Here is a 13,256-nt window from a genome sequence, read left to right as displayed (position 1 = left end):
AGAGATTATTTTCTCCCCATTTCTTTAGTAATATTCCTTTTAAAAGTTTCTTCAGAGTTTTCCATCATTTCACAAAATTCACGATAGGATGAAGAGTTCTGAGGAATTTGAATAGACCATTTCTTCAACAAAGCTCCGTACCCTGCTAGCTTTCCTATCTCATTATCAATCGCCTTTTTCTCACTCGGGAAAATAAGACCAGCCTTCTCAGCTTTTAAAATATAAGAATAGGAAATCAGTTGGAACAAGTCCTCACGGTTTATTCCTTTTTCAGTATCTTCAAGATTTTTATATTTAGCGTCTAACACAATTTTTAAATCTCTATTATAGAAATCTGGATAAACTTTTCGTTCTCGAATAGAAAACACTGAAATCCCATCCGTCTTATCCTTATTTCGTGGATGGATGAAATCTTTTGGCAACAAGGTGTAAACATACTCTTCCCAAAGCCAGGCAACATCAAAAAGAATACCATGAATTTTTTGATCTTGATACCCTAAACCGTGCTTTTCTTGGTTTAGGATCAGCAGACAAAGTTCTTGTAACTTTCTGTACTCGTGAAAATATGCATGACGTATAGGTTTAGATTTATTTCCCCGAATAATCTTCGCACGATCAGCTAGTTTATAGGCAGGGGTTACACGAGTAATTTCAGCTATTGTTTCACGATCACTATCGAGCATAACTCCGAAGCTTTTTTGAGTCTTTATGTACTCAATTGTATGCCGAATTAACTGCATGATAGGATTATCATAGGTGAACTCCCTAGTGGTATAGGCAATATTTCCTATAAAAGGAAGGTTTTTCTTGAGATGATTTCCTACATCAACTACTCCTTTTACATGACTATCGTTATGGAAAAATCTCTGATATTCCTTATAAAGACCTTTTCTGAGAGCAGTTTGCAAATACTTAGGAAAGAGGTAAATCAAAAGCTGATAGAGTTTATCCTCTGGAGATAGACCAACATCCAAACTAGTCAGATTGATATGAAGAACCTTTTGTAAGAGATAATGCAAAAAATAGTCATCACCTTTAACCGAAAAACGAGAAGATATCGTTAATCTCTCCTGACCGTAGCCCAGAAAACCAATCACATTACCTGTTTTAATTTCCTGATTAACTGTTTCAAAGATTTTTTGGTCCTTCTCTAAGTCAGGAGAATTCTTCAAATCACTTGGAAAAACGAAAATACCATTATTTTGAGAAAGATTCGCTAAGGTTCTATCTAGAAGTACTTGACTTAGTTTGGGATAAGAAGTGACAAGCTCTTCTTTAGTAATTTTATACTGATTATCAGTTATCCGCATCATCACTCTCAACGCTTTCATCGTCACTCTTATCTGACTGACTTGCTTCCTCACTAGTTGTTTTGTTAAATGCTTTTTTCAATGTTTCAAGGGTTTCATCTTCCTTATAAAAACCACGCAAGTAGTCTTCCAAAAGCGGTTCGAGATAATCAGACCAGAGTAATTCATAGTCAAAGTCTACATCCTTCAACTTAAGGAAATAACTTGGCCCTATATGGTAATGACTGTTTAATTCCTGAACGTTTTCAATAGCAGCATTCAAATTTCTAAGACGAAGTTTTGCTTCTTCCGCACCGTCTTTGAGTTCTTCATCTAGCATTCCTAACTGACTTTCAGCTGTTATTTCTACAAAACGAAAGCGACGACGCATAGCAAAATCAAAGGTATCCACCGAACGGTCAATGTCGTTCATGGTCCCTATAATATAGACATTCTCAGGAATATAAAACTTGTCATCACTTTCGTGTAGATTGGCATATTGGGTAGAAACACTTCCCTTTTCACCACGATAGCTAGGATCAATTGAGAAAAAGAGTTCTCCAAAAATCTTAGAAATCTCACCACGGTTGATTTCATCGATGATGAAGACGAAGTTTTTAATACTTGATATTACATCTGCTTCTTTAAAAGTTTTTAATGCAAACCTTTCTTTCAAGACTTTTAGGACTGTTTTTCCGCCACTCTTATAATATCTTTGTTTATCATAATTCTTATTTTTATATAATTCATAAACATAATGTCGAGGCAATGTCCATCCAGATACTCCACTATCATAATTGACAGATAAATTTTGCCTGCTATTAACTGACAAGTAAGATGTCTTTGTTAAATACTCCTTCTCTTCAGTGGTATTTATAAACTCCAAATAAGATTCCCAGGCTTCCTCAAAATTATCCTGACCGCCTGTCTTTTGCGCTAATTTAGCTCTTTCGCAAAAATTCTTAAAAATTCCACCCTGCAATCCGAAGTTTATCTGCCCATCATCACCTGGAAGCGGTCGCAACCCCTCTACAAAATCCGTATAGTCATAGGATGGATGAAACTGTACAAAGCCAATTTGATCTTCGGTGCCATCTGTCAATTTTTTGGCAATTTCTTTCGCAAGGTAAGTTTTTCCCGTCCCCGGTGCACCACGGAGGATGAGGTTTTTGGATGAAAGTAAAATATTTTTATACTCGTTGATATTTTCTGATGCGTTTTCCTCGTTTTGAACATCTGTAATCTTATCTTTTTCAATATTAAAATCCATATATAACTCATCAAGACTTGAATATGTTAATAAAGATACTGTTGTAAAGTTCCATTTCTTAGTTTCAAGAGAATTTAATTGGAAATCACCAAATTTACTAATCGGAATGATTTTAAATCGTCTTGGATACCCTTCGAACTCACTATTTTCAACATATTGATAAGGACCAATTATTTTAGCCAAAAAAGAAGCCCGTAGATTCTTCCTAGGAACTACTACTAAATCTCCTATACTGACTCCATTTTGAAGGAGTGCTACTTGATTCTCTTGTTTTCTAGGTCTTTCTTCCCCATTATAAGGATAATTTTTTTCTTCTATATTATCAAATCCGATATATAGAACATTATCCTTAAAAGATTTCTTATGCAATTTTATGTTATTGGTTCCACCAACTGAAATTTTCCAGACTCTTATATTCGACATAAATTCCTCCATTTTCACATTAACATATAATACCTTTTTACATAATAACACTATTAAAGAAGCAAAGCAAGAAATTAAATAAAAAGCCCAGCGTTAGGAGCTTCAATGTCTCTTAGCACTAGACTTCTTTTTCTCTTAATAATACTCGCCCTGACGGTAGTCCCATGAGTTAAAGGTGTCTGACAGGTGCATCATGATCTTATCAATGTCAAGCCCTTTACGGATAACCACTGGCGCTGGTGATGTTGAACGAGCTCCTCCTTGTTCTGGGATGAGTTTGCCGTCTTTATCAACCATAGAGACCATCACGCCTTGCTCATAGCGAGTTTCAATCGTTTTGTCAGGTTGGATAGATGCCACATAGTCGTCTGCCTCGATAACAAGGTCAACTGCCCCTTCGATACGTTTTCCGATTCCTTCCACCTTACCTCTATTTCCTTTTCCAGATGGGTTTGCAGATGAGGCATAGACCATTTTACCTTCTTCCCAAAGTTTGGCAGCCAATTGTTCACCAGCTTTCCCAAACTTGATAACGAAACAGCTAGTACCACGCACGTCAGTCATGAGTTCTTCACGGCCATCCCCGTATGCTTTGAGTTTTTCAAAAGCTTCTGGTTTCCAAGGAAGAATACAACCAAGAAGAATATCTTCATCCCAATGTTTTTGGTAGAAGGCTTCAATTTCTGTGTTAAGTTGTGCTAAAGCACGAAGCTCATCCATGCTACCGCAGAGAACAACACCTGGTTTGTTACGGTTACGTTCTTTAGCTTCAAACTTACGTTCAAGACCAGCCTTGTCACTAGTCATGATGATATAACCAACTTTTGTAGGGCAAACGATACATCCGCCCTCACCTTTTAAAATATCATAGCCTTCTTGTGAAAGTGTTCCGTTCCATTGAATGTGTTTTGTCATAGTTCTATTTCCTTTTCTATTTTTCTTCTAATTCTGCCAGTAGGCTGGTCGTTGTTTTTCATAAGCAGCAATCAAATCTTCATACTGCAAGGTAATACCGATATCATCCAAACCATTTAAGAGCTTGTGTTTCCATTCGCTATCGATTTCGAAAGTGAATTCTCCAACTGGTGAGATGATTTTTTGTTGTTCCAAGTCCACAGTTACCTGGTCACTTGGTTTTAGCTGAGCTAGTTTCTCTCTAACCTCTCTAGGCTGAACGATTGGCAACATGCCATTATTGAGTTCATTATTGTAATGAATGTCACCGAAAGATCCTGCAATCACGACTTTAAAACCATAGTCAGCTAGAGCCCAAGCTGCGTGTTCTCTGGACGATCCTGCCCCAAAATTATCCCCTGAAATGAGAATACTGGCTTTGCGATATTCAGGTCTGTTAAAGACAAAGTCTGGATCCTCAGTATACTTATCGTCCAGATAACGCCAAGCATACATAAGGTACTTACCAAAGCCTTTTTTATCAATTAACTTGAGAAACTGCTTGGGTAGAATTTGGTCAGTGTCGATGTTATCATTCATGAGAGGAACGGTCGTTCCCGTATAAACTGTAAATTTCTCCATATCCTCTCCTTACTGGGCTTCTGGCATTTGTCGAACATCTACGAAACGCCCTGCAATAGCTGCCGCAGCTGCCATAGCTGGACTACAGAGATGAGTCTTAGCGCCAAAGCCTTGTCTGTCTTCAAAGTTTCGATTGCTGGTTGAGGCGCAGTGAACGCCATCTGGAACCTTGTCTGGATTCATTCCTAGACACATAGAACAACCTGGGTCTCTCCACTCAAAACCAGCATCCAGAAAGACCTTGTCCAAGCCCAACTTCTCAGCAGCTCGTTTGACAGGACGAGAGCCCGGAACTACGATAGCCGTTAAGTTGGGAGCAATTTTCTTTCCTTTGACAAATCGCGCAGCCAGTTGCAAGTCGCTGAGACGAGCATTGGTACAAGAACCGATAAAGATATAGCCTAGTTCAATATCAGCTGGCTTTTGACCAGGCTCCAAGTTCATGTAATTGTAGGCTCGTTCATCGTTCATATCCTTAATTTCTGGGAAACTACTGTCAAAGTCAACCCCCATAGCAGGATTGGTTCCCCAGGTCACCATTGGAGCCAAGTCTGAGACATCCATCTGGATAACCTTATCGTAAACGGCATCATCATCACTGACAAGGGTTTTCCAATCCGCCACAGCCTCTTCGAAGTCCTCTGGAATACACTCACGTCCCTTAAGATAATCATAGGTGGTTTGGTCCGGATTCATGATTCCCATCTTGGATCCAAACTCGATGGACATATTGCAGATGGTCATTCGCTCTTCCATGCTCAGTGCATCAATAGCTTGACCTCGATATTCCACCACGTAGCCGACACCACAGGCAACGCCGTACTTGGCAATCAAGGCTAAAATGAAGTCCTTGGAATAAACTCCCTTTTGAGGAACTCCTGTGAATTCCACCAACATTTTCTTGGGTTTGACCTGCCAGAGGGTCTGTGTCGCAAAGACATGTTCGACCTCACTAGTTCCAATTCCAAAGGCGATCGCTCCGAAAGCTCCGTGGGTTGCCGTATGGCTGTCTCCACAGACAATAAATTTTCCTGGTTGGGTCCGTCCTGTCTCTGGCCCCACCATGTGCACAATTCCCTGTTTTTCAGAACCGTGGGCCGCATGTTCAATTCCAAACTCTTCAACATTTTCAGCCAGCTTATCAATTTGAGCTTTAGAAATCACATCTCGAATATCGTAGATATTAACCGTTGGGACATTGTGGTCAAAGGTTCCAAATGTCAAGTCTGGTCGTCTCAATCTACGCCCTGCGTCTCGTAATCCTTGAAAAGCCTGAGGACTGGTCACTTCGTGGATATAGTGCTGGTCCACATACATGAGTTGGGGCTGCCCCTCTTCTCCTGTGATGACATGACGGTCCCATAATTTATCAAAAATCGATTTCCCTGCCATTCATTACCTCCAAATAACATATAAGGCTACTAGTGTGGTCACCATCCCGAGAAACCAAACCGTTTTAAAATACCATTTTCGAGTCTTGTGGTGAAAAGCGATTCCTGCTAGCCAGGCACCAAAACCACCACAAGTAAAGGCTAAAATGAGTAAGATTTTCTCTGGGATGCGCCAAGCTCTTCTCCTCGCCTTGGATTTGTCAACGCCATAAATCAAGAAAATCATGACATTCCAAATCAAGAGGGCTAGAGTAATTTTTTCGTCTAACTTCATAACCTTGCAATAATAGCTTCCGTCATTTCCTTGGTCGAAGCCTGTCCTCCTAAATCTCTCGTTAAAATTCCAGATGCTAAACTTGCCTCAACAGCACGTTCAATGCGCTCCGCATCCTCATAACGTCCAAAACTATCTCTCAACATCATGGCCACTGATAAAATCATGGAGATAGGATTAGCAATTCCTTGACCTGCAATATCAGGCGCTGAACCGTGAATGGGTTCATAGAGACTTGGTCCATTTTCAGAATGACTGGCTGATGGCATAACTCCAAGTGTGCCAGATAGAACGCTTGATTCATCCGAGAGAATATCTCCGAAAAGATTTTCTGTCACGATGACATCAAACTTGGCAGGATTGGTAATCATAAGCATAGCAGCTGAGTCCACCAACTGGTGTTCCAAGGTGACATCTGGGAAATCCTGTGCGACATCCTCAGCCACTTTTCTCCAGAGTTTTGAGGTCGCTAGAACATTTTGCTTATCGATACTAGTAAGGATTTTTCTGCGATTTCTTGCAATTTCAAAGGCTTTGCGAATAATCCGCTCCACTTCCTCATAGCTATAGTCGTTGATATCACGCGCTTTGCGCTCTTCAAGGATATGATCTCCAAAGTAAATCCCGCCAGTCAACTCACGCACCACAACAAAGTCTACACCAGCAATTCGTTCTGGTTTGAGTGGTGACAAATGCTTGAGACTGTCAAAGATTTTTACAGGGCGAATATTAGCGTAAAGATTGAGTTCCTTACGGAGAGCCAGCAAGCCTTGTTCAGGCCGAACCGCTGCTCCATCATACTGAGGACTACCGATAGCCGCTAGGAGAATGGCATCTGCTTCACGACATACCTTGAGGGTTTCATCAGGTAAGGGATGCCCCGTAGCATCAATACCTGCACCTCCGAAGAGTCGTCTGTCAATCTCATAGTCAAAACCTGTTTTTTCAGCTAGGGCCTCCAGAACCTCTAAACCAGCCTCCATGATTTCTGGACCGATTCCGTCCCCTGCTAGAGCTACTATTTTCTTTGTCATAGCCTTCTCCTTTACACACTAGGCATATCGCGGTAAGAAACGCTGCGTCCCATCTCACCAGCATTCTCTTTTTGAACAAAGGTATTAGCATTGATGTAGGCAATAGCCGAAGCCTTCAACACATCAAAGTCAAGACCTGCTGCATTAAAGATGGTTTCTGTATCTCTGTTTTCAACAGTAACCAAGACCCGAGCCTGGGCATCGATTCCATCTGTCACCGCATCAATGGTATAGGATACCAAGCGAACAGATTGATTGAAGAATTTGTCGATAGCGTTAAAGATTGCTTCAACAGAACCTTGCCCTGTCGCATTAAACTCGACCTTCTCACCATCCATATTAGCTAGGCTAACGAGCGCTTCGATGTCATTATCCGCATGAGTTTGAAGTTGTAAATCATCAAAGTGGAAGCCTTCTGGATTTTCAACCATGGTTCCAGCTACCAAAGCTCGAATATCTGCATCTGTGATTTCTTGTTTCTTATCGGCCAGTGCCTTGAACTTAGCGAAGAGTGGTTTGATGTCCTCTTCTGTAAAGTCTAGGGCCAATTCTATTAGTTTCTCGACAAAGGCATGGCGACCAGACAATTTTCCAAGTGGGAGGCTATTACTCTTAACACCGACCAATTCAGGGGTGATAATCTCATAAGTAAGAGGATTTTTAAGGACTCCGTCTTGGTGAATACCAGATTCGTGAGAAAAGGCATTACCACCAACCACAGCCTTGTTTTTAGGAACTGGAATACCAGAGAAGCGAGAAACCATTTCTGACGTATTGATGGTTTCATTTAAGACAATACTAGTTTCTGCTTGATAGTAATCTTGGCGAATATTAAGAGCCACTGCAATTTCTTCCAAAGCAGCATTTCCAGCTCGCTCACCAATACCGTTGATAGTCCCTTCGACTCGTCCTGCCCCATTCTTAACGGCAGCAAGGCTATTAGCCACTGCCATTCCGAGATCATCATGACAGTGAGGCGAATAGATGATCTGACGATCCGTCTTGACATTCTCAATCAGGTATTTGAAGATAGCACCATATTCCTCTGGTGTGGTAAAACCTACCGTGTCAGGGATATTGATATAAGTCGCCCCTGCATCGACCGCTGTTTGAACAACTTGCAAGAGGAAATCCAACTCTGTTCTGGTCGCATCTTCAGGAGAGAATTCGACAACCTCAAACTTAGAACGGGCATAAGAAACATGCTCCTTAATAGCTTCTAGAATCTCTTCCTTGCTCTTATTGAGCTTATACTTTCGGTGAATCGGACTGGTAGCGATAAAGACGTGAACCTGTGGATACTTGGCGTCCTTGAGGGCTTCATAACAAGCATCAATATCAGACTTGACAGAGCGAGCCAAACCAGTCACTGCTGTTTTCTTCAAGACCTTAGCAATCTCCTTCACTGCCGTAAATGAGTCTGGGCTAGCCGCTGGAAAACCAGCTTCGATGGCTGAAATGCCCCATTTCTCCATCTGCCTTGCAATGGCAATTTTTTCCTTGATTGAAAAATTAACACCAGGTGTCTGCTCTCCATCCCGAAGGCTGGTATCTAGAAATTCAACTCTTCTCATAAAATTTCCCCTTTTCCAAATATGGTTTTAAAAAAACATCTCGCTCAGAAACCCAAGCGAGATGTTGATTCACTCCCGCTTGGTAAGCCAAACAGGACTAATGCTTTTTGCACTAGCCCGAGTACCTCAACAACAAAGCGAATTGATTAAACTTAGCTGTTTTCATGTTTGACTTTCTCCTTCGTTTGATATCTTGTTAAGTATTTTAGCATAGGCAAAAGCACTTGTCAAGAAAAAATCAAATATTTTCTGAAAATTTCTTCAGTAAAGAATATTTCGCTAATTGAAAGTTATTGAAAATCCTTGAAAGGTTTTATTTTTTAATAGTTAAATTCCAGCTTCTTTCTATCAATTCCAGTACTTCTTCATCTGATAAAGTATCATCAAGCGCCACACTAATCCAGTAGCGTTTATTCATATGAAAGGCTGGATAAATTCCCTTTTTTGAAAGCAGGTCCACTACTTGATCATGTTTGAGATTGACTGCTTCCACTTGTCCTTCTCTACCCTTTTCCAGCTTATCCCAAGAGATTTTCATCAAGACAGCATACCACTTTTGATTGCCTTCATGTCTTAACACTGCCGTATCAGGCGATTTCTCCCACAAATACTCCAACTGATTACCATACTGTTCCTGAACCTGAAGCATGATACGCTTAGTCTGAGGACAAATAAAATCCTGTACCTCAAAACAAGCCTTTCGAATCTGGTAAAGAATCTCCAGACAAGCCTCACGGACATTTCCGACAAAACTTCCCCTCATGCTTTCCATCTGAACTTGAGGATAGAGATCACCCGTTTCCTGATCAAAGACCTGAAAACGCACATTATCAGTAGTGATGGACACAGTCATGACAAAGTCGCCCTGCAAAATCTGGCAACTATAGGTCCAGACTCCACTATTTTCTACAAAACCAAAAGCATGAGCCTTTTCTTGATTAAACTGATAGGATTTAAAAATTTCAAACATAAGTGAAAACTGCTACCCAAAGCTAGCAGTTCCTTTCTATTTTTTAAAAGACAACCTTGGTTCCGTGCAATTGTGTCACACCTAGCTGGTCGATAAAGGTCTGACGGTTGTCCAAGTCAATCCCCCCACCTGGTAGAATTTCAATTTTACCTTTTGCATGTTCCAAAATTCTGTGATAGTGAGCAAAACGTTTCTCTAGTGAATCTCCAGACACACCCGCACGAGTTAGGATACGAGTAACTCCAGCTTGACTAAGCCAGTCAATAGCTTCCAGTTGATCATCATCACTCAATTCATCAAAGGCCATGTGGAAGACAATTTCCATTCCTTTTGATGCAGTAATTAACTTTTCAAGATTAGGTTTATCCAACTTCTTATCAGCAGTTAAAACCCCAAATACAACTCCTTGACTTCCAGCCTGAGCTGTCAACCGAATGTCTTCTAACATGATATCAATTTCTAGGTCATTATAGACAAAGTCGCCACCACGTGGACGAATCATGGTCATGATGGTCGTATCGTAGTTAGCTGCCAATTCAACCGCTGCCTTGGTCACTCCATAGCTGGGCGTTGTCCCACCAACTGCTAGATTGTCACAGAGTTCGATTCGACGAGCTCCAGCCTGCATCGCTTTTTCAAGCAAGGTCACATTTTCAGCACAAAATTCGTAAATCATTTGATTCTCCTTGAAGATTACTTTGAATTTATTATATCATATTATTGTGAATATGCTTTCATTTATATCAAGGAAAATAGTTACTATTTTTTATTCTTTGTCCGGAATGACCTTGAAGAGATAATAAGTGATAAAGATGGTCAAGGCTCCTAGACCGATTTTGACTGGTAAGAGAGGGGCAAAATAAATAGAAATTCCCATCAAGATGTAGATAGATACGATGATTTTTTTCTTACGTTCACGCGCAATAGACTTGGTCTCGCGAAAATCAGCTACATAACTCTGATAGAGCTTGGTATGATAAAGCCAATCTTCGAAACGCTTGGAACTTCTTGAGAAACAAGCAATAGACAGTAAAAGAAAAGGTGTTGTAGGCAACAAGGGTAAAACAACCCCAACAATAGCCAAGGCCAGTGATAAAAAACCAATTATCAGATAGATAAGACGCATAACTACTCCTAATTAAAATAATCTTCTTCTAGTTTCTCATAAAATGATAAATTTTGTCAAGTTCTAATCAAAAGGAGCCTGAAATTCACTTTCAGGACTCTCCACTTATTTAATCTTTTCTTCTTCGTAGTCACCCTTACTACATACAATCTGCTTGCCACCACCACGGACTTTTTTCTCCATGAGGAAGTTGCCACATTTTGGACAGTCACGACCAACAGGCTTGTCCCAAGAGGTAAATTCACATTCTGGATAGCGATTGCAACCATAGAAGAGACGATTGCGTTTGGTTTTACGCTCAATGATTTGTCCCTGATGACAACTTGGACACTCAACACCAATCTCTTTCACGATTGCTTGGGTATGACGGCAATCTGGGAAATTGCTACAAGCGTAGAACTTACCAAAACGACCAAGTTTAATGACCATTGGACTGCCACACACTTCACAGTCAAATCCAGCTGGTTCATCCTTGATCTGGATTTTTTCCATTTCTTCTTCAGCCTTGGCGACTTCTTTAGAGAATGGTTGGTAAAAGGCATCAATGACACGTTGCCACTGCTCTTTTCCAACTTCGACGTCATCAAGCTTGCCTTCCATTTCAGCTGTGAAGGTCACGTTTACAATATCTGGGAAATATTCAACGATGAGCTTGTTAACAATTTCTCCCAACTCTGTCGGTTCAAAGCGTTTGGCTGCAAGGCGAACATAATAACGTTTCTGAATAGTTTCAATGGTCGGTGCGTAGGTTGACGGACGTCCAACCCCATTTTCCTCCAAGGTCTTGATAAGGGTCGCTTCAGAATAACGAGCAGGCGGTTGAGTGAAATGTTGCTCTGGTTTGCTATTGACCTGCTTAACCACATCTCCAACAGCCATATCTGGTAACATCTTATTCTTATCAGAATCATTATAAATGGCAAGATAACCATCAAACTTAACCTGACTACCATTGGCAGCAAATTGAACCCCATTTTGAGACAATTTAACAGCCATGGTATCAAAGACAGCAGCTGTCATCTGACTGGCTACAAAACGATTCCAAATAAGAGTATAAAGCTTGAGCTGATCCTTATCCAGATACTTAGCAATACTTTCTGGTGTATTAAAAACGCTAGACGGGCGAATAGCCTCATGGGCATCCTGAGCACCTGATGCATTTTTGACCTTGCTACCATGCTTAGAATACTTGCTACCAAAACGGTCCGTAATGAAACTTGCTGCTTCGTTCTGCGCTACTGGACTGATACGAGTCGAATCGGTACGCATATAGGTAATCAAACCTTGCACACCAGAACCAATATTGATCCCTTCATAGAGCTGTTGGGCAACCATCATTGTCTTTCGAGTACGGAAATTGATTTTATTGGCAGCATCCATCTGCATAGATGAAGTGGTATAGGGTAATGGAGCATTGCGTTTGCGCTCTTTCTTATCTACCTGATCCACTGAAAAATCTTTGCTAGTCAGACGAGACAAGACTTCCTTGACCTCATCATTGCTAGTCAGTTTCAGCTTTTTACCATCTACTCCATAGAAGGAGGCCTGAAATGGCTTGGTTCCTTTTTTGAAGACACCATCAATTGTCCAGTATTCCTCTGGCTGGAAAGCATTGATTTCATTCTCACGATCAATGATTAGTTTAAGGGCAATGGACTGTACACGTCCTGCTGATAAGCCCTTCTTGACCTTCTTCCACAAAATAGGCGAAATCGAATAGCCTACCAAGCGGTCTAAGACACGACGAGCCTGTTGGGCATCGACCAAGTCCATATCAATCTTGCGTGGTTCTTTAAAAGCATTTTTGACAGCATCCTTGGTGATTTCATTGAAAACCACACGATTGGCATCATTTTCATCCAAGTTGAGAATGTGAGCCAAATGCCAAGAAATCGCTTCTCCTTCACGGTCCGGGTCACTCGCCAGAAAGACTTTATTAGCTTTTTTGGCTTCTTTTTTTAAGTCATTGATGAGAGGACCTTTTCCTCGAATATTGATATATTGCGGTTCATAATTATGTTCAATATCGACGGACATACTGGATTTCTTCAAATCACGGATATGCCCGACACTGGCTAAAACCTTGTAGTTTCTGCCTAGATATTTTTCAATCGTTTTCGCCTTAGCAGGCGACTCCACGATTACTAGATTTTTTTTAACTGTTGATTTTTTCTTTTTTGTTGCCGTAGCCACAGTATCACACCTTTTCAAAGTAATAAACTTTATAAAGTGTAAACCATTTTGGCATAACTGTCAAGACTTAGCTCCTATATATAGAAGAAAAATTTGTCTAGTAAGCGGACTTTCTTCTTATACTCAATGAAAATCAAAGAGCAAACTAGGAAGCTAGCCGCAGGTTGCTCAAAACA

The 13,256-nt window shown here is 40.7% G+C and carries 12 protein-coding genes; all 12 read right to left on the bottom strand.

From position 1 onward, the window contains the following. Window positions 1-5: 5 nt before the first annotated feature. Window positions 6-1,310: a 5-methylcytosine restriction system specificity protein McrC gene (locus RWM06_RS01700; protein WP_313969898.1), complete on the bottom strand. Its 1,305-nt coding sequence runs from the start codon at window positions 1,308-1,310 to the stop codon at window positions 6-8. Next, window positions 1,297-2,982: an AAA family ATPase gene (locus RWM06_RS01695; protein WP_313969883.1), complete on the bottom strand. Its 1,686-nt coding sequence runs from the start codon at window positions 2,980-2,982 to the stop codon at window positions 1,297-1,299. Before RWM06_RS01695 ends, RWM06_RS01700 begins: the two co-directional genes overlap by 14 nt. A gap of 135 nt (window positions 2,983-3,117) precedes the next feature. Then, window positions 3,118-3,897: a Sua5/YciO/YrdC/YwlC family protein gene (locus tag RWM06_RS01690; RefSeq protein ID WP_313969882.1), complete on the bottom strand. Its 780-nt coding sequence runs from the start codon at window positions 3,895-3,897 to the stop codon at window positions 3,118-3,120. 27 nt (window positions 3,898-3,924) lie between these two features. After that, a complete protein-coding gene (leuD, locus tag RWM06_RS01685; protein WP_313969881.1) occupies window positions 3,925-4,518 on the bottom strand; it encodes a 3-isopropylmalate dehydratase small subunit in 594 nt (197 codons plus the stop codon). Window positions 4,519-4,527: 9 nt separating this feature from the next. Then, the gene (leuC, locus tag RWM06_RS01680) at window positions 4,528-5,910 is read right to left on the bottom strand and encodes a 3-isopropylmalate dehydratase large subunit (RefSeq protein WP_033683770.1); all 1,383 of its coding nucleotides are present in this window, start codon (window positions 5,908-5,910) and stop codon (window positions 4,528-4,530) included. Window positions 5,911-5,913: 3 nt separating this feature from the next. Beyond that, window positions 5,914-6,183 (bottom strand): DUF1294 domain-containing protein, encoded by a 270-nt coding sequence (locus tag RWM06_RS01675; RefSeq protein WP_313969880.1) that lies wholly within the window; start codon window positions 6,181-6,183, stop codon window positions 5,914-5,916. Further along, window positions 6,180-7,217, bottom strand: a complete 1,038-nt coding sequence (leuB, locus tag RWM06_RS01670) for a 3-isopropylmalate dehydrogenase (RefSeq protein ID WP_313969879.1) — start codon at window positions 7,215-7,217, stop codon at window positions 6,180-6,182. The genes RWM06_RS01675 and leuB overlap by 4 nt, the downstream gene beginning before the upstream one ends. Before the next feature lie 11 nt (window positions 7,218-7,228). Continuing rightward, a complete protein-coding gene (locus RWM06_RS01665) occupies window positions 7,229-8,791 on the bottom strand; it encodes a 2-isopropylmalate synthase (protein ID WP_313969878.1) in 1,563 nt (520 codons plus the stop codon). 313 nt (window positions 8,792-9,104) lie between these two features. Beyond that, window positions 9,105-9,761, bottom strand: coding sequence for an MmcQ/YjbR family DNA-binding protein (locus tag RWM06_RS01660; RefSeq protein WP_313969877.1), 657 nt, complete (start codon window positions 9,759-9,761; stop codon window positions 9,105-9,107). Between the two features lie 43 nt (window positions 9,762-9,804). Then, window positions 9,805-10,437, bottom strand: a complete 633-nt coding sequence (locus RWM06_RS01655) for a copper homeostasis protein CutC (RefSeq protein ID WP_313969876.1) — start codon at window positions 10,435-10,437, stop codon at window positions 9,805-9,807. Window positions 10,438-10,527: 90 nt separating this feature from the next. Further along, window positions 10,528-10,887 carry a YbaN family protein gene (locus tag RWM06_RS01650; protein WP_119919762.1) on the bottom strand — a complete coding sequence of 120 codons (360 nt, stop codon included), beginning with the start codon at window positions 10,885-10,887 and terminating at the stop codon, window positions 10,528-10,530. Window positions 10,888-10,992: 105 nt separating this feature from the next. Beyond that, entirely contained in the window at window positions 10,993-13,080 is a 2,088-nt protein-coding gene (topA, locus tag RWM06_RS01645; protein ID WP_313969875.1) for a type I DNA topoisomerase, read from the bottom strand. Window positions 13,081-13,256 lie beyond the last annotated feature (176 nt).

Origin of the sequence: uncultured Streptococcus sp. (assembly GCF_963516575.1) — a bacterium.
In the GTDB taxonomy this organism is placed as follows: Bacteria; Bacillota; Bacilli; order Lactobacillales; family Streptococcaceae; genus Streptococcus.
Note: the sequence above shows the minus strand (reverse complement) of the source record. Positions and strands in the feature narration are given on the sequence as shown.

What these genes read in the sequence shown, in the direction of transcription:
- RWM06_RS01650 (WP_119919762.1), bottom strand. Translation starts at nt 10,887, where the DNA reads ATGCGTCTTATCTATCTGATAATTGGTTTTTTATCACTGGCCTTGGCT.
- RWM06_RS01660 (WP_313969877.1), bottom strand. Translation starts at nt 9,761, where the DNA reads ATGTTTGAAATTTTTAAATCCTATCAGTTTAATCAAGAAAAGGCTCAT.
- leuB (WP_313969879.1), bottom strand. Translation starts at nt 7,217, where the DNA reads ATGACAAAGAAAATAGTAGCTCTAGCAGGGGACGGAATCGGTCCAGAA.
- RWM06_RS01700 (WP_313969898.1), bottom strand. Translation starts at nt 1,310, where the DNA reads ATGCGGATAACTGATAATCAGTATAAAATTACTAAAGAAGAGCTTGTC.
- RWM06_RS01665 (WP_313969878.1), bottom strand. Translation starts at nt 8,791, where the DNA reads ATGAGAAGAGTTGAATTTCTAGATACCAGCCTTCGGGATGGAGAGCAG.
- RWM06_RS01655 (WP_313969876.1), bottom strand. Translation starts at nt 10,437, where the DNA reads ATGATTTACGAATTTTGTGCTGAAAATGTGACCTTGCTTGAAAAAGCG.
- RWM06_RS01690 (WP_313969882.1), bottom strand. Translation starts at nt 3,897, where the DNA reads ATGACAAAACACATTCAATGGAACGGAACACTTTCACAAGAAGGCTAT.
- RWM06_RS01675 (WP_313969880.1), bottom strand. Translation starts at nt 6,183, where the DNA reads ATGAAGTTAGACGAAAAAATTACTCTAGCCCTCTTGATTTGGAATGTC.
- leuC (WP_033683770.1), bottom strand. Translation starts at nt 5,910, where the DNA reads ATGGCAGGGAAATCGATTTTTGATAAATTATGGGACCGTCATGTCATC.
- leuD (WP_313969881.1), bottom strand. Translation starts at nt 4,518, where the DNA reads ATGGAGAAATTTACAGTTTATACGGGAACGACCGTTCCTCTCATGAAT.
- RWM06_RS01695 (WP_313969883.1), bottom strand. Translation starts at nt 2,982, where the DNA reads ATGTCGAATATAAGAGTCTGGAAAATTTCAGTTGGTGGAACCAATAAC.